The sequence below is a fragment of the Vibrio aphrogenes genome (genome assembly GCF_002157735.2).
Taxonomy (GTDB): domain Bacteria; phylum Pseudomonadota; class Gammaproteobacteria; order Enterobacterales; family Vibrionaceae; genus Vibrio; species Vibrio aphrogenes.
In genome coordinates this window covers 2,332,045-2,355,430 of sequence record NZ_AP018689.1, presented here as the reverse complement: position 1 = coordinate 2,355,430, position 23,386 = coordinate 2,332,045, and the positions used below count along the sequence as shown (strand labels likewise).

Here is a 23,386-nt window from a genome sequence, read left to right as displayed (position 1 = left end):
ACAAAGGTAGAACATTATGAAATCATTAATCAAAAAAAGTGCCCTAGTATTATTAGCCGCTCCTTTAGCATTCGGTTCAGTGTCTGCCCTAGCAGCAGGCATGGGTGGTCATGGTGATAAAGCTCCTATGCATGGTAAGTGTGGAATGGGTATGGAGCGTGGTATCTGGAAAAAATTGGATTTGACGGATGCACAGAAAACACAATTAAAAGAATTGCGCCAAAAAGATCGCGAAGCGATGAAGACGGGTTTTAAAGCGAATATGCAAGAAATGCGTATTGATCGTCAGGAAATGCAAAAATTAGTAATGGCTGATAATTTTGATCAAGCGGCGGTTCAAAAACTGGCACAAAAAATGGCGGATCAACGTGTTGAAGGCCAAGTAAAAATGGAAAAATCACGCCATGATATGTTCAGTGTATTAACCCCTGAGCAAAAACAAGAATTTGTTAAGCTACAAGGTGAAAAGCATCAACAATGCATGGAAAAATGGGAACACATGAAAGATCGTATGGATAAAAAAGCCGCCGATAGTGATGTGATGCCAAAATAAGATAATGAGTATGCTTGATATCATCATCAGCGAGTAAGGAAGAGGCAGCGAAAGCTGCCTTTTTGCTTAAGCCTTTTGCTACACCATTTCTGACTATCTACTGAGTGTCACCCTCTACTCAGTGTCATTGGTATGAAGTTTATCCACGAGAGCAACGTTTGTCAGAGATAAAAAAGAAAAACCCCGAGGGCAAAGCCCTTCGGGGTTATAGTCTTACTCGCAGCAATCCGGCTACTATAAAGTGCTCCATGCATCAAATCCTTGATAGCAGTGCTGTATCCTTCAGCGTATTCCTTTTCATCGCCATCCTAGCGGTGTCCTTGGCCTTATCCTAGCCTGCTAATTGTTCCTAATTAGCTCGCATCACTTGTTCCCTGAGCGGTGTCCCTTACATCATCCTGATGTTTGTTCCTTGCCTCTATCCAGAGGTGTCCATTGTCTTTCCTTAGTCATTACCATCCTAGTAATGATTGCGTCCATTCAATGTCCATTCGCTCCATGCTGATTACCCATCCTAAGTAACCAAATCTTCTTCCTGAAGATGACCAATCCTTGGGTCTTTCCTGTTCCTGTCAGCATCCTTCCGACAGGGTTAATATTACCGATAAACCGAACATCGACAATGGAGTAAGTTCAATTTAATTTATGAAAAATGATGAAAAAATCACGTGATTAGTTATTTTTCAAAGGGTTATGATTATTTTGAGTGCTATTTCTTATTAAAATATAGGGATTTTCCTAATGATTTGTGCGAGATCTCTTACACGCTGTGGGTAGGAAGTCTGCAAGCTTTCTTTAGCCTGTCATCAATATCATTATAAAACAGCTTATGGAGGCAAATAAGAAAGGCGAGTCATCGCAGTAAAAAGCTCACGAGATGGCCTTTGTGAGCTTTAAAACTTGCCGAAAAAATTGATGAAAGACAACCGGTAAGCGTAAAAACACTTGTGAGTGGTTAGCGCGTTTGGTTTGTCTGGGCCAAGCGTTTTTTATTATTGGCATTATTTTTTAATCCATCCCAAGTGAACGCAATTAACGCCGCCCAAATACAGGCAAAAGTGATGATTTTGTCGGCACTAAAAGTTTCACCATAAACAAAGACGGCCAGTATGAACATCAAACTGGGGCCAATGTATTGGATAAAACCAAGAGTGGCTAAACGTAACCTTACGGCCGCGCCAGCAAAGCAAAGTAAAGGCAATGTCGTCACGATGCCCGCGGAGATTAGCAGGAGGTTTAAGGTCATTGGATTGCTGGTCAAATGGCTGGTGGCGCTGTCTGCCAAGAACAACAAATACAGCATGGCGACCGGTAATAATACTAAGGTTTCAATAAATAGCCCGGTGAAGGCGTCTAAATTGACTTTTTTACGTAATAAACCATAGAGACCAAAAGTGGTGGCAAGGAGAATCGCAATAATTGGTACCGAACCAAAGACCACCAGTTGCACGATCACGCCAGCGGTGGCTAGAGCGACTGCAACCCACTGCAATCTTCTTAGTTTTTCATTTAAAAACAGCATCCCCAGCACGACATTAAACAAGGGGTTAATGTAGTAACCTAAACTGGCATCCAGCATGTGACCGATGCTGATGGCCCAAATAAACACCAGCCAATTAGCGCCAATAGTAATTGAAGTAACGAGTAAATACAGTACTTGAGTCTTATTGGTTAGAGTAGCTTTCACTCTAGGCCAGCCTTTGGTGACGTATAGCAGTGCCGCGAGGAAACCAAAAGACCAAATGATGCGATGGCAAAGAATCTCAAACGGGGGGACTTCACCTAAGGCTTTAAAATAAATTGGGGCAATTCCCCACATCACATAAGCAAGAACGGCGAATAATACGCCTTGTTGAGTACGCTTTAATTCATCTTCCATGAAGGATTTCTTTTTAATTGGTTTAACAAGAGCCGAGTATAAAATTCTCGCTATGATTTAGCTAATAAATTCACTGAATATCGTTAAGGGATTCGATTTCTAACTAGGGTTTTATTCTCGTTGAAACTCGCATCTTAAGGTGACTTGGGTATACAATGGGCGGCTATTTTTTCGCGCCCTTTAACCACATTGAGATGACATGTTTTCCACTGAAGCAGCACAAACATTGACGCCATCGATAGCCACTCCGGCGCAAATCCTGCGTGAGGTATTCGGTTATCAGGATTTTCGTGTGGGCCAACAACCGGTCATCGACAGTGTGTTGCAAAACCAAGATAGCTTGGTCATCATGCCAACTGGTGGCGGTAAATCATTGTGTTATCAAGTGCCTGCATTATTATTGCCGGGGCTAACCATTGTCATTTCTCCTTTAATTTCGCTCATGAAAGATCAGGTGGATCAGCTAAAAGCGAATGGTGTAGCAGCGGAATGCATCAATTCCAGTATGCCAAGAGAAGACTTGATCCGTGTGTATAACCGCATGAATAGCGGCCAACTTAAAATGGTGTATATCTCACCTGAACGCATTCTCAGTCGTGATTTTAGTGAGCGCTTGGAGCATTTATCCATCAGTATGATCGCCGTCGATGAAGCGCATTGTATTTCTCAATGGGGGCATGACTTCCGCCCGGAATATGCTCAACTCGGACAAATTAAGCAACGTTTTCCACATGTTCCGGTGATGGCCCTAACCGCAACCGCCGATGATGCGACTCGCAAAGACATCATTGCTCGTCTGAATTTAAACCAACCATTTGAATATCTTGGCAGTTTTGATCGGCCTAATATTCGTTATACCTTGCTTGAAAAGCACAAACCAATTTCTCAAGTGATCCGATATTTAGCCACTCAAAAAGGTCAATGTGGGATCATCTATTGCGGTAGCCGCAAAAAAGTCGAAATGGTGACGGAGAAGCTGTGTAATAACCACATTCGTGCCGCTGGCTATCATGCTGGTATGGATAATGATGAACGGGCGTATGTGCAAGAAGCGTTTCAAAAAGACGATATACAAATCGTGGTGGCGACCGTCGCCTTTGGCATGGGGATCAACAAACCCAACGTACGCTTTGTGCTGCATTTTGATATTCCAAGAAACATTGAATCATATTACCAAGAAACAGGCCGCGCGGGGCGTGATGGTTTGCCAGCCGAAGCCGTCATGCTATATGACCCTGCGGATATGGGGTGGCTGCGTCGCATGCTGGATGAAAAAGAAGAAGGACCACAAAAACAAGTGGAAACCCATAAGCTCAATGCGATGAATGCGTTTGCTGAAGCGCAAACTTGTCGCCGCCAAGTGCTGTTGAATTATTTTGGTGAATACAGCCATAAGCCTTGTGGGAACTGCGATATTTGTTTAGATCCACCCAAGCATTTTGATGGCACGGAAGCGGCGCAAAAAGCGTTATCCTGCGTGTATCGGGTAAATCAAAGTTATGGTGTCGGTTATGTGGTGGAAGTGCTACGTGGCATGCAAAATATCCGTGTGCGAGATAATGGTCACGATAAAATCAGCACCTATGGCATTGGCAAGGAACACAGCCATGATTACTGGGTGAGCATCATGCGTCAGTTGATTCATAAAGGATTATTGACGCAAAACATCACACGTAATTCCACTTTACAATTGACCGAAGAAGCTCGCCCCTTATTGCGTGGGGATATGAGCATAGAACTGGCGGTGCCACGCTTGGATACGGCGGCTCGAGCAGCCAAAAACGACAAACTGGTGACTAAAAATTACGATAAAAAGCTCTTTGCCAAATTGCGTAAACTGCGTAAAGCGATTGCCGATGAAGACGGTTTACCACCTTATGTGGTGTTCAGTGATGCGACCTTGGTGGATATGGCCGATATTTTACCGACTTCTTATGGCGAAATGTTGGCAGTTAATGGTGTCGGCCAGCGTAAGTTAGAAAAGTATGCCGATGCCTTTTTAGATTTGATTCAGGAGCACCTAACATTAGGTGAAATATAATCATGTCGATGTATGGTTTAAAAGAATTTGATGTACAAGCCGGCCGCCTTATTTTGACTCATCCTAGCTTTGATTTTGATTCTTTTTCTGAGGTGGCTAAGCCTTTGGTGAATTTATTATCGGCCACAGTGACAGAGCAGCAAACCGATGCGGATTTACATTCGTGGTTAATTGATTTTGAAGGTTGCCCACTCTTTTTGCGTGGTGAGCACTATTCAGAAACGATGTGGATAGAAACCTTGTCGCCACAAGAAGGTAACGAAGAGCTGCAGTATTTAGCGAAATTATGTTCTTTAGGGATAGGCTAGTGCTATTTTTGCGCTAAAAATGCACAGTTGAAGTGACTCGACATATCTGTATAATCGCCCACCTCTGATGTTTAGCTGACTGCGAAGTCAATAAGCGAGTTGTCATCAACTCAGTATAAAATCAGACATAAAACTTACGTCATTATGGGTTCCCTCGCCCCCATACATTAAAAAAAGGTCACAATATGACTCATTTAAATTCTGCTCCGCAGGCGGCATTATCGTCTGTTCAATATACTCGACCACAACAAAATAAGGCCTTGTTTTGGTTGGTGATCTTTCACTTGATCGTGATCGCATCTAGTAACTACTTAGTTCAAATCCCTTTTACTCTGTTTGGTTTACATACCACTTGGGGCGCATTTACTTTTCCATTTATCTTTTTAGCGACGGATTTAACGGTACGTATTTTTGGTGCGGGCATGGCGCGTAAAATTATCTTCTGGGTCATGTTGCCTGCTTTAGCGATTTCTTATCTGTTGTCTGTGGTGTTCTTTGAAGGGACATTCCAAGGCTTTAACCAATTAAGCGTATTTAATTTATTTGTTGCTCGGATTGCCATCGCCAGCTTTATGGCTTATTTGTTAGGTCAAATCATGGATGTGCATGTGTTTAATCGTCTGCGCCAATTGAAACAATGGTGGGTAGCTCCAACTTGTTCAACCTTATTTGGTAATGCACTTGATACGATCGCATTCTTCTCGATTGCTTTTTACATGAGCAGTGACCCATTTATGGCGGAGCACTGGACCGAAATTGCTTTAGTGGATTACAGCGTAAAACTGATTATCAGCTTAGGCTTGTTTGTGCCTATGTACGGCGTGCTGCTTAATTACCTGATGAAGAAGTTAACCACGGTAGCCGAAATTTCCTCTCAACAGGAAGTGAAAGCGTAAGCGTGATTCGTTGCTCGGGCGCTGCGCTTCTTGTTTCTTGGAAAAGCGAAAAAGCAAGCGTACCTCGTCTTATTCTGTTTCAAGCCACGAGCTTTCTTTTATATCGAATCTCCTACCACATATTAGACTCAAACCGTGGTGGGAGATCCTGAACTGCGCTCCTTCGTCGCTTTCAGGATGATGATTTTTTATCACGAACTCAATCCTTTCCGAGTAACGAAACTCCCTTTCCTAGAAAGCAGCTACTTTTAACTAGAAACCTATTTTCTTTTTCGAGTTACGAGCAGCGTAGCGCCCGAACCCCGAGCAACGATAAAATGCCATCTAGAACCCAAAGATAAAATAATAATAAAAATCAAAACCTTAATTTAAACTCTTCACTTTTTTCTAAAATAAATGATATTTTTTCTCATTTAGGGCTTGAACATTCAATGAGAATGATTATTATTAACCGTGTCGAAGGGAAAAAGAATATCTTGTTAAGCACTGTATTCTTCGCTTCTTTAAGACACGACATTGCTCACATTGCTTCCAGTGTATTTAAGCTTTCATGGTAGGTGAACTTGTTTTACATCTCACCATATTTTGCTAAGCGACATCGATTCGGTGTCGCTTTCTTTTTATCCTGCACCGAATTATTAACTTCTCATTATCATTTTTAACGAAAGATCCCCTGTTATTAATTGTTTTCCACAAAAGATCTTACCTGCCACATTTTGTCTCGCATGATCCTTTATTTGCTATCTTATTGTTTTTAAAAGTATTGTTTATTTTTATGATAATGATCTTGATTTTTTATTTTTTTTATTGAAAAAGTTAACAACAAAGTTATCCACAGAAGGTTCAACGGAATCTTGCCAGTTATGAATAGATTCAAAAAGCCAGACGTGGCATCCTAGGCAGATCATAGGTTCTCCTTAGCTTAGGTATTAGACATTATGGCAACAATTGCTGACAACTCATTGATTCTTATTGATGGATCTTCTTATTTATATCGCGCTTTTCATGCTTATCCTGAAAGTATGAATAATGGCAATATTCAAACCAATGCAGTGTACGGTGTAGTGAATATGCTACGCAGTATGATGAAACAGTTTGCTTCTGAGCGCATTGCTGTGGTGTTTGATGCCAAAGGAAAAACCTTCCGCGACGAGATGTATGCTGACTATAAAGCGAACCGTCCATCGATGCCGCAAGAATTACGCGATCAAATTGAACCGCTACACAACATCATTCGAGCTATGGGGTTGCCACTGATTTGTGTGCCAGGTGTGGAAGCCGATGATGTGATTGGCACCTTAGCGTCACAAGCTTCAAAGCAAGGCATGCCGGTGTTAATCAGTACGGGCGATAAAGATATGGCGCAATTGGTGGATGAGCACGTCACCTTAATTAACACCATGACCAACGTGGTGATGGATCGCCAAGGCGTGATTGATAAATTTGAATTACCACCAGAGCTTATCATCGATTACTTAGCCTTAATGGGCGATAAAGTGGATAACATTCCAGGTGTGCCTGGGGTAGGTAACAAAACGGCGGTCGCGTTACTGCAAGGCTTAGGTAATCTTGAAACCATCTATCAAAATCTTGATAAGATTGCCGATTTATCCTTCCGTGGTGCGAAAACCATGGCTAAAAAGCTGCAAGATAACCGAGAAAATGCCGAGCTGTCTTATCAACTGGCCACTATTAAATTAGACGTTGAGCTTGAGTGTCAGCCAAGTGACTTATGCAAAGCTGAGCCAAACAAAGATGAACTGATGAAGTTGTTTGGTGAATTAACCTTTAAATCTTGGCTAAATGAATTGTTAGAAGGCGCAGATGGCACCATTGCCGCAGTTGATGGTTTAGCTCAAGTGAAAGCCGAACAACGTGCAGAGACGACGAAATCGGCGACAACGGCCGATGCATTGCAAGTGGATATGAGCCCAGCCAATATTGATCGTAGCCAGTATGAAATCATCTTTGATAAAGACACCTTTAATGCCTGGTTAGATACACTGAAAGCTTCAGAGGTATTTGCATTTGATACCGAAACCGACAGCTTAAATTACATGGAAGCGAACTTAGTCGGCTTATCTTTTGCGGTGGAAGAAGGCAAAGCGGCGTATGTTCCAGTCGCTCATGATTATTTAGATGCTCCAGCTCAGCTTGACCGTGATTGGGTACTGGCCCAACTCAAACCGATTTTAGAAGATGAGCAACAAGCTAAAGTGGGCCAAAACCTGAAATACGATGCCAGCGTTTTAGCTCGTTATGATATCGATATGAAAGGGATCAAGTTTGATACCATGCTAGCTTCTTATGTCTTTAATAGCGTCGGTGGTAAGCATGATATGGACAGCTTAGCATTCCGCTTTTTACAACATAACTGCATCTCTTTTGAGTCATTGGCGGGGAAAGGGAAAAATCAACTGACCTTTAACCAACTTGATATTAATGAGGCGGGTCCTTATGCGGCAGAAGATGCGGATGTGACTTTGCGTTTGCATAATCGTTTGCAAGCAGCGTTAGAGCAAGATGCAGGGTTAAAATCAATTTATCAAGATATTGAAGTGCCTTTAGTTCCGGTGTTATCTCGCATTGAACGTACTGGCGTGATGATTGACGATATGCTGCTAAATGCGCAATCAAAAGAAATTGAAGCGCGCTTAGAAGAGCTAAAAGCCAAGGCATTCGAAATCGCAGAGCAAGAATTTAACCTCAATTCACCGAAGCAATTACAGGCAATTTTATTTGAAAAAATGGGCCTTCCAGTAGTGAAGAAAACCGCCTCGGGCGCACCTTCTACCAATGAAGAAGTGTTGCAAGAATTAGCGTTGGATTACCCGTTACCTAAATTGATTTTAGAAAACCGTGGGTTGGCTAAGTTAAAATCAACCTACACAGATAAATTGCCTAAAATGATCAACCCACAAACGGGTCGAGTGCATACCTCTTATCATCAAGCGGTGACGGCGACCGGACGTTTGTCTTCTACCGATCCAAACTTACAGAATATTCCTATTCGTAATGAAGAAGGGCGTCGTATTCGCCAAGCATTTGTTGCGCCACATGGTTGGAAAATTTTGGCCGTCGATTACTCTCAAATTGAACTGCGGATCATGGCGCACCTATCAGGGGATAAAGCCTTATTAGAAGCTTTTGCGCAAGGTAAAGATATTCACTCAGCAACCGCAGCCGAAGTTATGGGTTGCAGTATTGAGCAAGTAACCTCGGAGCAGCGTCGCCGTGCTAAAGCCGTTAACTTTGGTTTGATTTATGGCATGAGCGCCTTTGGTCTTGCCAAGCAACTGGGTATTCCTCGTGGGGAAGCGCAGCAGTATATGGATGTGTACTTTGAGCGTTATCCAGGTGTAATGCAATATATGGAAGACACTCGCGCGAAAGCAACGGAACAAGGTTATGTAGAAACGCTCTTTGGCCGTCGTTTGCATTTGCCTGAAATTAAGTCGAGCAATGGCATGCGTCGTAAAGGCGCTGAACGTGCTGCCATCAACGCCCCAATGCAAGGTACCGCTGCCGATATTATTAAGAAGGCGATGTTGATTGTTGATGAATGGATTCAAGCCGAAGGTAACGATGAAGTGAAATTGCTTATGCAAGTACACGATGAATTGGTTTTTGAAGTTAAAGAAAGTGAATTAGCGCGTATTGAAATAAAAATACAGTCTTTGATGGAATCGGCCGCAGAACTCAATGTGCCTTTAGTGGCGGAATTTGGTCATGGTGATAACTGGGATCAAGCGCATTAATACGATTGGTATCATTAACCTCAGCTGCGGATAACGAGAAGTCACCTTAAGGGGTGGCTTTTTTTTATGATAAATAAAGTTTTGATTTCATTTGCCAATTCGTTATTTTCATAAAAAATGTGTAAATAAAGAACAAAAAAAACTTGATCTAAGTATCATTTCCGGTAAATTAAGAGGCGTAGGGTACAGAGGTAAGATGTTCTATCTTTTAGACCTTTTGTTTCACGTTATTGGATTAGGCTGTTTCAGCCGCCCCAGTCAGTTTTTGACTGGGGCGTTTTTTATTGGGAAAAATAAAAACCAATAACCAGTTTAACTTATTGATTTTAAATTAAAGTCACTTCTTTTTTAGCTATCCTTTTCTCACAATCAACCCCGCTTTTATTTCAGCTTTGATCAGCAAGTTGTGCTTGTTAGAGTTGTCTTTTATGACCCTGTTGTAAAATAACGAAAAAAATAGTCCTGTAATCGCCAGTTATAAACCGATTCATTCAAGCTTAAAAACAAGCTTGTGAACTGGTACGCGATTTTTCTGTAATGCGTTTGTAATCGGGAGTGGATTTGGTCGCAATGAGATGAGATTGCCGGAGTGGCAAGAAGATGAGGTTAATGAAATATTTGAGTTTTTGGTTATCATCGTCAATGCTTAAAAAACATTAATTAGAAAAAAGTGAAACCTCCATTTCTCTCCGATTGTCCCCATTGGCCGCCAAGCTGCTGGGGATTTTTTTTAACTTAACCTCAACTGCGGGTAAGAGTGTCACAATAACAAGCCTAACCTATTGATATATAGTTGATAAAAATATCTATCAGGCACCTAGGATTGGTTACTTTTTCTCAATGCTGCAATTTGGGATGGATAACAAGGCAAAATCATAAGTCAATAGCTGGCCTATTGCGTTGATTTTAACGAAGTTAGACGCCCAAAGTGCGGTATTGAGTGACTTCTAGTTATCCGCAGCTGAGGTTAACTTAAGTTTTTGAGGGAATCATTGATAAAAAAGAAGGGAATAAGTGAGATAAAAAAGCAGCGGCTTGACCACTGCTTTTATCATGATAGAAAGGGGTTACTCTGAGTCTTCTTGATCTGAGTGGTTAACGATCTCATCTTCTAGTGCAAATTGTTCTGCGAGTTCTTCACGACGAAGCTGGGCTAGTGTTTCTTCTGTCGCTAAAGCTGGGGCAAACCAGCTATCTAATTTTTTACGCAGTTGATCAACGCCAAGGCCTTTTAAGGAAGAGAACACATCAACTTGAACATCACCACAAAACGCCATAGAAGCTTCACGGATTTTTAACAATTGAGCCTTGCGTGCGCCTTGTTTTAATTTGTCCGCTTTAGTGAGTAGCACTTGTACTGGAATATTGACTTCAACAGCCCAGTAAATCAGTTGTTGATCGAGGTCTTTCATTGGGTGACGGATGTCCATCAACACCACTAATCCCTTTAAACATTCACGTTTTTGTAAATATTCACCGAGTGATTTTTGCCATTTCTTTTTCATCTCAAGCGGAACCTGAGCAAAACCATATCCTGGTAAATCAACAATATGGCAGTTATCAGTGACTTTAAATAAGTTAATAAGCTGAGTTCGACCCGGTGTTTTACTGGTTTTCGCGAGGTTCTTCTGATTCGTTAATCTATTTAATGCGCTGGACTTCCCGGCATTGGATCGACCAGCAAAAGCAACTTCGATCCCTGCATCTTCAGGAAGGTGGCGAATATCGGGCGCACTCGTAATAAAGTGGGTATTTTGATAATGGATTTTTTCCATATTTGTTAACTCCATCTCCACTTTTGTAGAGGAATGATTGCTTTTTTGTATAATTGTGTACAATTAGTTTACTTATCTGGGCGAGACTAAATAGAAAGAATGCCCAATTCACTTGGACATAGTGTATCACGAACCTGAGCGTATCGTGGTATTGGAAGCAGATAATTATAAATGGAATGTCATGAAAAGATTAGTCCTCCTTATTAGTTTAGTTGCCAGTAGTTCGGTATGGGCACAAGGTAATATCGATGCTGGGAAAGAAAAGTCGGCAACCTGTGCGGCCTGCCATGGTGCTGACGGCAATGCTCTGATTGCTCAATACCCCAAATTAGCGGGTCAGCATGTTAACTATCTTGAGAAACAGCTGCACGATTTAAAGTTAGGCATGAGTAGTGGTGGTAAACAAGGTCGCTACGAGCCAGTGATGAGTGCGATGGCGATGCCATTAACGGATCAAGATATAGCTGATTTATCGGCTTATTATGCTTCTATCCCTCAAACGGATGGTTCCACTCCTGAAAATGTTGTCGACCAAGGTAAGGCTTTGTATTTTGCTGGTGACGCAGAAAAAGGATTAACGGCTTGTGCGGCTTGTCACGGGCCTCGTGGACACGGTATGGAGTTAGCTGGTTTCCCTAAAATCTCTGGTCAAAATGCTGATTATATTAAAGCTCAACTAGAGAAGTTCCGTTCAGGTGAGCGCAATAATGATATGAATGGCATGATGCAAGATATTTCAAACCAGCTAACGGATGATGAAATCGACATTTTATCGAAGTATGTTGGTGGTTTACATTAATGCGAATGTTTTAACATCAATTTCTTTTAGACCCTCAATTTATATCAATTAAATTGAGGGTTTTTTCTATTAATGGAAAATCTTATTAGAATTGATTAATAAAACTCCACTCCTAACGCCATTTCTGGTATGTTGCGCATCCTTAAGAATAAGGGGATGTATAATGCTAAATTGTCCATTGTGTGAAAGCAAAAAAACGATCCGTTATTATGCAGACAGCCGACGTCAATATTTACAGTGTCAGCAATGCCAGTTAGTGTTTGTTCACCCTGAACAACGTGTTGATGCTGTTGCCGAAAAAGCAGTGTATGATCTGCATGAAAATAATCCACAAGACGCAGGTTATCGTCGTTTTTTATCAAGAATGGCCGACCCTATATTGCAGCGTATTGCCGCAAACTCACATGGATTAGATTTTGGTTGTGGCCCAGGCCCAGCTCTCGCGATGATGCTTGAAGAACAAGGGCATCAGGTGGCGTTGTATGATCATTATTACTACCCTGATAAACAGGTACTAAATCAACAGTACGATTTTGTCACTGCTACGGAAGTGATTGAGCATTTATTTACTCCAAACCTAGTCTGGCAACAGTGGCTTGAGATGCTCAAACCCGGTGGTTGGCTAGGCGTCATGACCAAATTAGTCAAAGATGTTGATGCGTTTGCCACTTGGCATTATCGCCATGATCCCACTCATGTGGTGTTTTTCAGTCGAGCAACGTTTGAATTTTTGGCTCAGCGCGATCAATTACAACTTGAATTTATCGGTAATGACGTCATGTTACTGAAAAAGGCTGAATGATAGAGTCAGCCTTACCATAGGAAAAAAAAGAATGTCACGTAAGAAAAAATCGAGAAAACCGGGTTCAGCGGGTGCCGATGAAGTCATTGTTACTCGTAATCGTTCAGAATCAGATGTAGAAGGTCGCTTACGCAAGCGCCTCAATAAACGTAAAGGTTTGAAATCTGGTAGCCGTCATTCAGATGGTTCTGCGAGCAAACAAGCGCATGCTCAAGGTGGCGCAAAAGATCCTCGCCACGGCAGCAAGAAACCGATTCCTTTGATTGTCGACACCAAAGCGAAACCAAATAAGCAACAACGTCGCTTAAATGCCGAGCAAGAATTAGAAGCGATTCAAAATGATGCGCAACTAAATGTCTTGATTGACCGTTTAGACAATGGTGAAAAATTAGGGGCTGGCTTGCAAGCTTATGTCGATCAAAAACTGGATCGCTTAGAAGCATTAATGAAGCAACTTGGCATTTTTGAAGAAGAGGAAGTGCTAGACTCTGAGCCCGAGCTTGAAGTGAAAGCTGTCTCTGAGAAAAAAGCGAAGAAATCGGCTTCAGATGATGATCTATTATCTCAATTTGAAGATTTGGATCTCAACGATTTTAAATAATCCGGACGCCAATTAAGGAGTGTTATGCCTATCGTATTGTTAGCCATTGTTGGTGCCATCATTATTGTTGCTTTAGCCAGTTATGCTGGATTTTTATTGATCAAAGTAAAAAAGCAAAAGCAACTGATTGAAATTCAACAACAAAGAGCAATTGAAAAGCGTAATGCCAATATCTTTGATAACGTTCATACACTATGTATGGCGGGCATTCATGAGCAGTGCGATTTATCTGAGATCGTAATTCGTGTGTATTGCATTATGGATTACGTTCAAGGTGAGGATCGCATTGATTTTAGTCGTGATTATCCTGCCATTTATGAACTGTATGAGATCGTTAAAGATATGGCTCGTGGTGAGGAAAGGCAGAAGCTTGAAAAGCAGCTCCGAATGAAACAAACCTTAGCACGTCAAAAAGCCGAAGCGCGCCTAACGGACAATATCATCCAAGAATTGACGCAATTAAAAGAGCGTATTGCGCCATTGAATCAACAAATACCGATAAAAATGATGTAGGACAAGATAAGTGCCGTTCTAGCCTTTATGGGTATTTCAATTGTGATACAGAGACGGTATTTATCTGCTCCTTAGAATGAATATCGTCGTAACAGATAAGTGGAAATCATGATGTCAAAAGAGCAAATTGTGTGGGATCAAGCAATGCTGGAGAAATATAATTACTCTGGGCCACGTTATACCTCTTATCCAACGGCAGTTGAATTTCATGAAGCGTTCACGATTTCCGATTTGGATATGGCGTGCGCAGATCATCCTGAACGGCCACTGTCTTTATATATTCATATCCCTTTTTGCCATAAGCTTTGCTATTACTGTGGCTGTAATAAAGTCATTACTCGTCATCAACATAAAGCCGATGACTATCTACAAGTCTTGATTCAAGAAATTCGCGAGCGCGCTCCGTTAATTCAGCAGCGCCAAGTGACTCAATTGCATTTTGGTGGGGGAACGCCGACCTTCTTGACCAAGATTCAAATGACGCGCTTGATGACGGCCTTACGTAGTGAATTTACTTTTACTCCAGATGCTGAAATCAGTATTGAAGTGGACCCTCGTGAAATTGAGCTTGATATGCTTGATCATTTACGTAAAGAAGGGTTTAACCGCTTAAGTATTGGGGTGCAAGATTTTGATAAAGAAGTTCAGCAATTAGTGAACCGAGATCAAGATGAAGACTTTATCGTGGCCATGGTTGAGCGAGCTAAGCAACTTGGTTTCCGCTCTACGAACTTAGATCTGATTTATGGGCTGCCTAAGCAAACCTTAGCGACGTTTTCGCATACCTTAGAGAAAGTGTTGACGATGAAGCCGGGGCGTCTGTCTATTTTTAATTACGCCCACATGCCGCAACTCTTTGCTGCACAAGCGAAATTAAAAGAAGAGCACATGCCGTCAGCCGAGCAAAAAATGGCGATCTTGCAATACACCATTAAAACGCTGACTGGGGCGGGCTATCAGTTTATTGGCATGGATCACTTTGCGTTACCAGAGGATGAACTGGCTGTCGCGCAACGAGCAGGAGTACTGCATCGTAACTTCCAAGGTTATACCACTCAAGGTGACTGTGATCTGATTGGTTTTGGCGTGTCTGCCATTTCTATGGTCGGTAACAGTTATGCTCAGAACCAAAAAGAGCTGAAAAAGTATTACGCACAAGTGGATGAACAGCGTCATGCTTTGTGGCGTGGTGTAGTCTTAAACCAAGATGATTTAATTCGCCGTGAAGTGATTAAGCAATTTATCTGCAATTTTACCTTAGATAAAGCTTGGGTAGAAAAGACCTTTAATCTGAATTTTAACCAATATTTTGCTGAAGATCTGGCGTTACTAAAAACCTTTATTAATGATGAATTAGTCGAAGAAACGGCTACGACCATTAGCGTCACCTTACGTGGGCGTTTATTGATTCGTAATATTTGTATGTGTTTTGATACCTATTTGCGTAACCGAGCACGACAACAGCAATTCTCACGAGTGATTTAAACTCCTCGCTTAACGATTAACTTGTTTATCGATTAGGATGCCGCGTTCTCTAAAAAGAGATCGCGGCATTTTTATTCCAATAACACCAAATAGACGACTAGATAATGAGTGCGATATCTATTCGGTTTACGCTTGAGGTAATTGAAGCTGAGTGGGCCATTGTTGAATAGGGCTAGGGCGACCAAAATAATAACCTTGCCCTTGAGCACAACCAAGAGAGATGAGGATATCCGCTTGTTGTTTGGTTTCGATGCCTTCTGCTACAACCGTGACGCCTTGCATATCTTTGGTTAAAGATAAAATAGCGGCAGTGATCGAGTTGTCATTATTATCTTGGCTTAGCGTGCGGATAAAAGACTGGTCGATTTTTAAATAGTCAAATGGGATGTTTTGTAAGTAAGATAGCGATGAGTAACCGGTACCAAAGTCATCAATGGCAATGCTGACTCCTAAATCGCGAATATCATTAATAGTCGTTAAGACCGTATTATTATTGATTAAATCACTCTCGACCACTTCTAATGTAAGGTTGTGTGGTGGAAGTTGAGTTTTCTCTAATATGTGTTTTAAATCGTCAATAAATTGCTCAGAAGCCAGTTGTATGACAGCGGTATTCACATGCAGATGGAAATCCTCAGGCCAGCGACCGGCTTCAATTTCATTTTTAGTTTCTTGGCAGGCTTGCATTAAAATTTGCTTGCCAATCGGAATTATCAGTCCAACTTCCTCTGCCAGTGCAATAAAAGACATGGGTGAGATTAAACCTTGGGTAGGGGATACCCAACGAGCTAAAGCTTCGGCTCCAACGATGGTATTGGTTTTTAAATCAACCAATGGCTGGTAATAAGGGCAAAATTCTTTCTTTTTCAATGCTTCGGTGATTTGCACTATGGTCTGAGTACGTTGCAATGAAACCGTCTCGAGATCACTGGAGTAAGGCGCTTCTTTTTGCTGATTTTTCTTCGCATGGCTTAACGCAATACTGGCTTGACGTAGCCATCGTTCTATTTCTGGTTTGCCTTGTGCCATACAGGTTCCAATCGCTGGAGACAATAAAATGTTTTCCAGGCCGAGAGATACAGGGGTGGAGAAAACTTTTAAGATCACTGCGACTAAATAATTTTTCGCTCGCTCACTGGTGTGCGGTATCACAATCGCAAACTCACTGCCACCAATTCTAGCCAGAAAGCTACTTTGTGGAGAAAGGTGTTTGATCTTTTGTGCCGCAATGGTTAACAATTGATCACCCTTTAAATAACCTAAGCTGTCGTTGACATCGCGGAAGTTATCAAAGCCAATTACGAGGATAAAACCATTCATGTCTTTTTCACTATGAAGAGCTTCGATTAGACCTTCACGGCTATATAAATGCGTCAGAGAGTCAAAGGCTAACTGTTGGTGTAAATTGGTAAATGCGGCTTGTAAATCATTGGCCATTTCATTAAATGATTTTACTAAGCTATAGGTTTCATAGGTTTGGCCTAAAGTGGGTAGGTTGGTACTCCAATCACGTTGTGCCAACTTTTGTGCAGCTTTAGCCGTTTGTGTGATGGGAGATGTAATACGCGTTAAGAAAATAAATCCACCAAAACAGAGTAATAAGGTACAGACTAAAATGAAGCTATTCATCATTGATTGATGAGTGGAGAGCTTTGCTAAGACCTCTGATTCCGGAATAGATAGCGCAATATGCCAATCTAGGCCATATTTATCTTTAAAGCTGGTGACATAGGCAAACTGCTTTTTATTCCCAATCATGTAACTAAAAACGGTATCTTCTAATTCATTATGTTGAAAATAGGCTTGAGCCGTCGCTTTGATTTCAGGCGAATGACTTTTGAAGATGCTGCGACGGCCACCAAAGGTAGACAAGGGGTTTTTGGCATCGGTTTTAGGGGCATTTTCACTAAATAAGTTATTAATGTTTTCAGACTGAGCGATAAGTCTTTGCTCTGAATCAAAAATAAAAACCGTGCGATCGTGTTTCTGTTTTTGCTCAATCAAAAAACGGTTAAAACTAGAAATTCGAATATCAGCAGCAATCACCCCAAATAATTGTTCTTTATTGAAAATGGGAGTAATGGCTGACAACGTGACTTCTTTTTTCTCGTCGTTATTAATATAAGGTTCTGACCACATTTGTTTACGAGCTTCAACGACTGGGGCATACCAAGGTCGTAAATGCATGTCGTAATCTTTCAATTTATAAATCACAGGGCTATCGGGGGTCGAATCTTCATACACAATCAGTGCGTTATCAGTAGTTTCATCTTTTAATAGCAGTGATAAGGTGTGATCGGCTTCGCGACGATATCCATAATAGTAGCCACTTTCATCTAGTCCAATATTCAGTGTATCGAGTTGTGGTACTTGATCTTTGATGCTGTTGTAGGCATCAAACAAAAAATTAGCCCGAGTTTCAGAAGTGCTATTTTTATTAATAAATTGATGTTTGATGGATTGGCTCAATGCTGAACTGATCATAAAAGTAGGGTAAAGGTAATCACTTAAGTTCACTTTGATGGTTTGCGACATCGTGGTGAGTTCTTTTTGGCTCAGTTCTTCTAAAGTGTTTTTATAGGTGATCGATTGAGTAATAAAGATGACCACGCTCATGATAAGAAATATCAAAGCGAGAGGAAGAATAATCGCGGTACGGAGCGTTAAACGAGGTGCGGTCATTTTAATCAACAGTATTAAAAATAATGTTAATTATAGTGGAAAAGAATCTAAGCTAATAATAAAAATAAAGAAATATGCGCTCTTTAATAGCGTTTTTATTTTTATTCATGAAGTAATGAGATCTTGTCAGGGTTTTTTATATTTAAAAGGTTATCTTTTTTATTTTTTATGTCCTATTTTGTAGATATGTTTGTTAATTATAGGAAAAGGTGAATGGTTTAAATATTCACCTTATGCATGTTGGCGGTCTAAATATTCTTTTTAATAAGGTTATGAGAGGCTTACTTTACTCGATATTTAACTCTTTCAGTTTACGGGTTAAGGTATTTCGCCCCCAACCTAAAAGTTTTGCTGCATCTTGTTTATGGCCGTTGGTGTGTGCCAATGCCGTTTGCAATAGGGTCCGTTCAAATTCCGGCTGTGCAATATTGAGGAGCTCTGACTCGCCAGAGGCTAAGGCGGCTTGTGCCCAGCTTTCTAATTGTTGTTGCCACGAACCCCCAGGGCCGTCTGTGGGTTTGTTGCGTTTTTCTTGGGTTAACTCTGTCGGTAAATCATTGGGCAGCACTTCGCTACCACTGGCCATGACGGTGAGCCAACGACAAATGTTTTCCAGTTGACGGACATTGCCCGGCCAAGGGAGGCGATTTAGTGTTTCAATGGTTGTCGGGTGTAGGGTTTTTACATCCACTCCCAATTCGTCAGCCGCCCGGGCGAGAAAATGAGTCGCTAGTTTTTCAATATCCTGACGGCGCTCTCTCAGGGCGGGGATATGGACGCGAATCACATTCAGACGGTGGAATAAATCTTCGCGAAAATCGCCTTTATTTACCAATTTTTCTAAGTCTTGGTGGGTCGCGGCAATAATGCGTACATCCACACTTACCGGAGCGTGGCCACCAACACGATAAAACTGCCCATCGGCCAACACCCTTAATAAACGAGTTTGAATATCTAAAGGCATGTCGCCAATTTCATCTAAGAATAAAGTACCGCCATTGGCTTGTTCGAAGCGGCCTTGTCGTACGCTGTTGGCTCCTGTAAATGCGCCTTTTTCATGGCCAAATAATTCCGATTCAATCAGATCTTTGGGAATCGCTGCCATATTCAAAGCAATAAAAGGATTTTTTGAGCGTGGGCTATGACGGTGTAAGGCGTGCGCTACTAACTCTTTACCCGTTCCTGATTCACCATTAATCAGTACTGAAATGGAGGAGCGAGATAAGCGGCCAATAGCTCGAAATACTTCTTGCATCGCCGGGGCTTCGCCAAGTATTTCTGGGGTGACTGTTTTGATGCTTTCTTCTGGATTGGCGGTTTGTTTTTGCTCATGGCTATGAGTGATTGCGCGTTCCACTAAGGTCAGTGTTTCATCAATATCAAAAGGCTTAGGTAAATATTCAAAGGCCCCTGTTTGATAAGCGTTAACGGCTGCATCGAGATCTGAGTGTGCAGTCATGATGATAACGGGTAAATCAGGATGGCTAGTTTGTACCTGTTTTAATAAGGTTAAGCCATCCATGCCCGACATCCGAATGTCAGAAATTAACACATCAGGCGTTTCTCTTTCTAAGGCTAAGAGCACGCTTTCTGCATCGGTAAATGTTTCACACTGTATGTGAGCCGATGATAAGGTTTTTTCTAATACCCAACGGATTGAGCTGTCGTCATCAACGACCCATACAAATCCTTTACTCATATCCTGATTCCTTGCGCAAGTAGAATAAAATTAAATAACATAAGGACATACTCCGAGAGCCTCTAGGCTGTTTGAATCGGTAAATAAATCGTGAATACCGTGTGTCCAGGCCAACTTTCAACGTCAATTTTGCCGTTGTGTTGGTCAATAATATTTTGTGAAATGGATAAACCTAGCCCAGTACCGCCTTCCCGACCACTGACCATAGGGTAGAAAAGGGTATCTTGTAATTCACTAGGAATACCTGGGCCGTTATCCATGATCTCAATGCGAGCAACCAGTTTATGTCGATGACCATGAATATTGGCCTGATAAACGGTTCGCGTTTTAATGGTGATTTTGCCATCAGGTTGCGTGGCGAGAATTTGGGCCGCATTGCTGGTGATATTTAAAAATGCTTGTTCGACTTGATCCGCATCCATCACGATATGCGGCATGCTAGGGTCGTAATCTCGCTCAATGAGTACTTGATTACCAAATTCAAGTTCCACTAACTGACGGGCTTTTTCCAATACTTCATGTAAGTTCACTGGAGATTTCTTGCCTGGCTTTTGCGGGCCGAGCAGGCGATCGACTAACGCTCGTAGTCTATCGGCTTGTTCAATAATAATTTGTGTGTATTCATTGAGGTTGGGATCGGGCAGCATGCGACCTAATAATTGCGCCGCTCCCCGTAAGCCACCTAAAGGGTTTTTGATTTCGTGAGCTAATCCTCGCACCAGCAATTTAGCTGCTTGTTGCTGTGCATGTTGGTTTAATTCTTGGCTTAATCGCCGTTGATAATCAATTTTACGCACTTCCACCAACAGCATTAATTGCGAAGGTTTTGTGGATTTAATCGAGAGTGGGCTGGCGGTGACTTCTAATAGCATGGGCTTACCATTAATCACAAAGGTCACGTCACTGTCGGTAATACTTTGGCCACTTTGTAGGGGTTGTGTAAATAGGGCTAAATCCATAGAAGCATGCTGGATCAGTTGAGACAATGGGGTTTTAATTAACCGTTTAGCACTTTGCGAAAATAATTGTTCTGCCGCTGGGTTTGCATAGTGAATGGTTAACTTGTCATCTAATAACAATGTTGCCGTCACCATATTACTTAAAATCGTGGTGGATAGGTCATTATTGTTAAGGTTGCTGTTTGGCATCATGCTAAAGTCCATTTTTAATGCACCAATATAGTGCACCTGAAAGTTTCAGTATGGGGCATGATAAAATTCAACACAAATAAAATAGGCTGGTTACTGGCTCGAAAATAAGCCTATGGTGGCTATTTTGCGATTATTACCGTCTATTTGCTGACTAAATACTTCATCATGCAACTACTTTACTGTGGTTCTATGCAGGTGCACTGTGATTGTTTTAGATGATGCAATAACCTTGCCGTTTTCGACGAGGTTGATCGAAAAAGTGTGTGTGCCTCGGTCGATATTGGTCAATTCCCACAATGATTGAGTTTGTGGTGCACCATAAGGTTGCGCATCCATGAGCAATTGTAATGATTCTCCGATTTGGAGTTTTCGATTAAGTGTCGCTTGCACGGTAATGAAGCCTCGATTACTGCGAATCGTTTGATCATTTTGTAGATTATCAATATGAATGGTGACTGGTTGTGAGTGAACAGGTAGAGCATTTGAGGGCAGCGTTTCTGTTGCAGGTTGAGTGAAAGCGGCAGGTCGCGTTTCATTTGCGGTTGCGGTTGCGGTTGCGGTTGCGGTTGCTGTCGCTGACCGTTGAGCTTGGTCTGGTGATGGAGCGCCATATTGAGGTTGAGGGGCGGCAGATTGAAGGTTAGGTAGCGATAACTCTTCGCTGTGGCGGGCATTTTCTGGTGGTGGCGTATCACTAAAATGCACGACACCATTTGGGTCCGTCCATTTATAAATTGAGGTGGCGAATGCTGTGGGTCCAAAGGTCAAGGTAAGCCATAAGATTGAGAGATGCAGCCATTTCATGTTGTATACCATTCCATAAAGCGTGATGTATTTGTCGCCAGATAAGTGGTATTAGATTAGTTGAGGATGGCGTAACAACAATCAAAAAAAGGCTCACCTGAGAGGCGAGCCTAAAATTTTCTTATGATTTACACTGTTACAGAAAAATTCTGAATCCAGTCATCATAGTTTCAATTAGAGAGTTTGAATTAGACTGAGTAGTACAATTCAAATTCTAATGGGTGAGTGGCCATGTTAACACGCTCAACATCTTTCGATTTAAGTGCAATGTATGAGTCGATGAAGTCATCAGAGAATACACCGCCAGATGTTAAGAACTCACGATCTTCGTCTAGTGCTTTCAGAGCGATTTCTAGAGATTCTGCTACTTTTGGAATCTCAGCCGCTTCTTCTGCAGGAAGGTCATACAAGTCTTTATCCATCGCATCGCCAGGGTGGATCTTGTTCTTAATACCGTCAAGACCAGCCATGAGAAGTGCGGCAAACGCTAAGTATGGGTTTGCAGCTGGATCTGGGAAGCGGGCTTCAATACGGCGCGCTTTCGGGCTTGGTACTACTGGGATACGGATAGAAGCAGAACGGTTACGTGCAGAGTATGCCAGCATAACAGGAGCTTCGAATCCAGGAACGAGACGCTTGTACGAGTTAGTCGATGGGTTAGCAAAGGCGTTGATAGCACGCGCATGCTTGATGATACCACCGATGTAGTACAGTGCCATTTCAGAAAGGCCGCCGTACTTGTCACCCGCAAATAGGTTTACGCCATCTTTCGATAGAGATTGGTGAACGTGCATACCAGAACCGTTGTCGCCAACTAATGGTTTCGGCATGAAGGTCGCGGTTTTGCCATAAGCGTGAGCTACGTTATGAACCACATACTTGTAGATTTGAATCTCATCAGCTTTTTCAGTTAGCGTGTTAAAGCGAGTCGCGATTTCGTTTTGACCTGCAGTTGCTACTTCGTGGTGATGCGCTTCAACGACTAAGCCCATTTCTTCCATGATTAAACACATTGCAGAGCGAATGTCTTGTGATGAGTCAACCGGAGCCACTGGGAAGTAGCCGCCTTTCACGCCAGGACGGTGACCTTTGTTACCTTCTTCGTATGATGTGCCTGTGTTCCAAGCTGCTTCTATGTCATCGATTTTGAAGAAAGAGCCAGAAATGTCATTACCGTATTTGATGTCATCAAATAGGAAGAATTCTGGTTCAGGACCGACAAGAACCGTATCGGCAATACCAGTAGAACGCATGTAATCTTCTGCGCGTTTTGCAATAGAGCGAGGGTCACGGTCATAACCTTGCATAGTTGCTGGCTCTAGGATGTCACAACGGATGTTAAGTGTGGCATCTTCGGTGAATGGGTCTAGTACGGCGCTGGCCGCATCAGGCATCATCACCATGTCGGATTCGTTAATGCCTTTCCAGCCTGCAACAGAAGAACCATCGAACATTTTACCGTCTTCAAAGAAGTCAGCATCGACTTGGTGAGCAGGGATTGAGATATGTTGTTCTTTACCTTTGGTATCGGTAAAGCGTAAATCAACAAATTTAACTTCGTTTTCTGCGATCAGAGAGAGAACATTTTCTACTGACATCTTGGATAACCTCCGGTGTTAACAATATGGTTTGAGTGATCA

Annotated in this window: 17 protein-coding genes; 10 read left to right on the top strand and 7 right to left on the bottom strand. The window is 42.0% G+C overall.

The window, feature by feature from the left end; genetic code table 11:
* The first annotated feature begins 16 nt into the window (after positions 1-16).
* Complete coding sequence (locus VCA1004_RS10670) at positions 17-553, top strand: CpxP family protein (protein WP_086981737.1); 537 nt, start codon at positions 17-19, stop codon at positions 551-553.
* 955 nt (positions 554-1,508) lie between these two features.
* On the opposite strand, the gene rarD is transcribed toward VCA1004_RS10670, so the two are convergent.
* A complete protein-coding gene (gene rarD, locus VCA1004_RS10660; RefSeq protein ID WP_086981736.1) occupies positions 1,509-2,432 on the bottom strand; it encodes an EamA family transporter RarD in 924 nt (307 codons plus the stop codon).
* 199 nt (positions 2,433-2,631) lie between these two features.
* Here rarD and recQ point away from each other — a divergent pair, with 199 nt between their 5' ends.
* From recQ to polA, 4 genes are all read left to right on the top strand, one after another.
* Positions 2,632-4,473, top strand: a complete 1,842-nt coding sequence (recQ, locus tag VCA1004_RS10655) for an ATP-dependent DNA helicase RecQ (RefSeq protein WP_086981735.1) — start codon at positions 2,632-2,634, stop codon at positions 4,471-4,473.
* A 2-nt stretch (positions 4,474-4,475) separates the two neighbouring features.
* Entirely contained in the window at positions 4,476-4,781 is a 306-nt protein-coding gene (locus VCA1004_RS10650) for a DUF3630 family protein (RefSeq protein WP_086981734.1), read from the top strand.
* 185 nt (positions 4,782-4,966) lie between these two features.
* Positions 4,967-5,677 carry a 7-cyano-7-deazaguanine/7-aminomethyl-7-deazaguanine transporter gene (locus VCA1004_RS10645; protein ID WP_086981733.1) on the top strand — a complete coding sequence of 237 codons (711 nt, stop codon included), beginning with the start codon at positions 4,967-4,969 and terminating at the stop codon, positions 5,675-5,677.
* Between the two features lie 938 nt (positions 5,678-6,615).
* Positions 6,616-9,435 carry a DNA polymerase I gene (polA, locus tag VCA1004_RS10640; protein WP_086981732.1) on the top strand — a complete coding sequence of 940 codons (2,820 nt, stop codon included), beginning with the start codon at positions 6,616-6,618 and terminating at the stop codon, positions 9,433-9,435.
* A gap of 1,067 nt (positions 9,436-10,502) precedes the next feature.
* Here polA and yihA read toward each other — a convergent pair.
* Complete coding sequence (gene yihA / locus VCA1004_RS10635) at positions 10,503-11,210, bottom strand: ribosome biogenesis GTP-binding protein YihA/YsxC (RefSeq protein WP_232012600.1); 708 nt, start codon at positions 11,208-11,210, stop codon at positions 10,503-10,505.
* 181 nt (positions 11,211-11,391) lie between these two features.
* Here yihA and VCA1004_RS10630 point away from each other — a divergent pair, with 181 nt between their 5' ends.
* From VCA1004_RS10630 to hemN, 5 genes are all read left to right on the top strand, one after another.
* The gene (locus VCA1004_RS10630; RefSeq protein WP_086984580.1) at positions 11,392-12,009 is read left to right on the top strand and encodes a c-type cytochrome; all 618 of its coding nucleotides are present in this window, start codon (positions 11,392-11,394) and stop codon (positions 12,007-12,009) included.
* Between the two features lie 163 nt (positions 12,010-12,172).
* On the top strand, positions 12,173-12,811 hold the full coding sequence (locus VCA1004_RS10625) for a class I SAM-dependent methyltransferase (protein ID WP_086981730.1): 639 nt from the start codon (positions 12,173-12,175) through the stop codon (positions 12,809-12,811).
* Positions 12,812-12,842: 31 nt separating this feature from the next.
* Positions 12,843-13,412: a Der GTPase-activating protein YihI gene (gene yihI, locus VCA1004_RS10620; RefSeq protein ID WP_086981729.1), complete on the top strand. Its 570-nt coding sequence runs from the start codon at positions 12,843-12,845 to the stop codon at positions 13,410-13,412.
* 24 nt (positions 13,413-13,436) lie between these two features.
* A complete protein-coding gene (locus VCA1004_RS10615; RefSeq protein ID WP_086981728.1) occupies positions 13,437-13,925 on the top strand; it encodes a DUF2489 domain-containing protein in 489 nt (162 codons plus the stop codon).
* 111 nt (positions 13,926-14,036) lie between these two features.
* Positions 14,037-15,410: an oxygen-independent coproporphyrinogen III oxidase gene (hemN, locus tag VCA1004_RS10610; protein ID WP_232012651.1), complete on the top strand. Its 1,374-nt coding sequence runs from the start codon at positions 14,037-14,039 to the stop codon at positions 15,408-15,410.
* A gap of 126 nt (positions 15,411-15,536) precedes the next feature.
* Here hemN and VCA1004_RS10605 read toward each other — a convergent pair whose 3' ends face one another.
* From VCA1004_RS10605 to glnA, 5 genes are all read right to left on the bottom strand, one after another.
* On the bottom strand, positions 15,537-18,092 hold the full coding sequence (locus VCA1004_RS10605) for a bifunctional diguanylate cyclase/phosphodiesterase (RefSeq protein WP_086981726.1): 2,556 nt from the start codon (positions 18,090-18,092) through the stop codon (positions 15,537-15,539).
* Between the two features lie 286 nt (positions 18,093-18,378).
* Positions 18,379-19,791, bottom strand: coding sequence for a nitrogen regulation protein NR(I) (gene glnG, locus VCA1004_RS10600; protein ID WP_086981725.1), 1,413 nt, complete (start codon positions 19,789-19,791; stop codon positions 18,379-18,381).
* 62 nt (positions 19,792-19,853) lie between these two features.
* Positions 19,854-20,942 (bottom strand): nitrogen regulation protein NR(II), encoded by a 1,089-nt coding sequence (glnL, locus tag VCA1004_RS10595; RefSeq protein WP_232012599.1) that lies wholly within the window; start codon positions 20,940-20,942, stop codon positions 19,854-19,856.
* A gap of 171 nt (positions 20,943-21,113) precedes the next feature.
* On the bottom strand, positions 21,114-21,746 hold the full coding sequence (locus tag VCA1004_RS10590; RefSeq protein ID WP_086981724.1) for a DUF4124 domain-containing protein: 633 nt from the start codon (positions 21,744-21,746) through the stop codon (positions 21,114-21,116).
* Between the two features lie 188 nt (positions 21,747-21,934).
* Positions 21,935-23,344, bottom strand: coding sequence for a glutamate--ammonia ligase (gene glnA / locus VCA1004_RS10585; RefSeq protein WP_086981723.1), 1,410 nt, complete (start codon positions 23,342-23,344; stop codon positions 21,935-21,937).
* Positions 23,345-23,386: the final 42 nt, after the last annotated feature.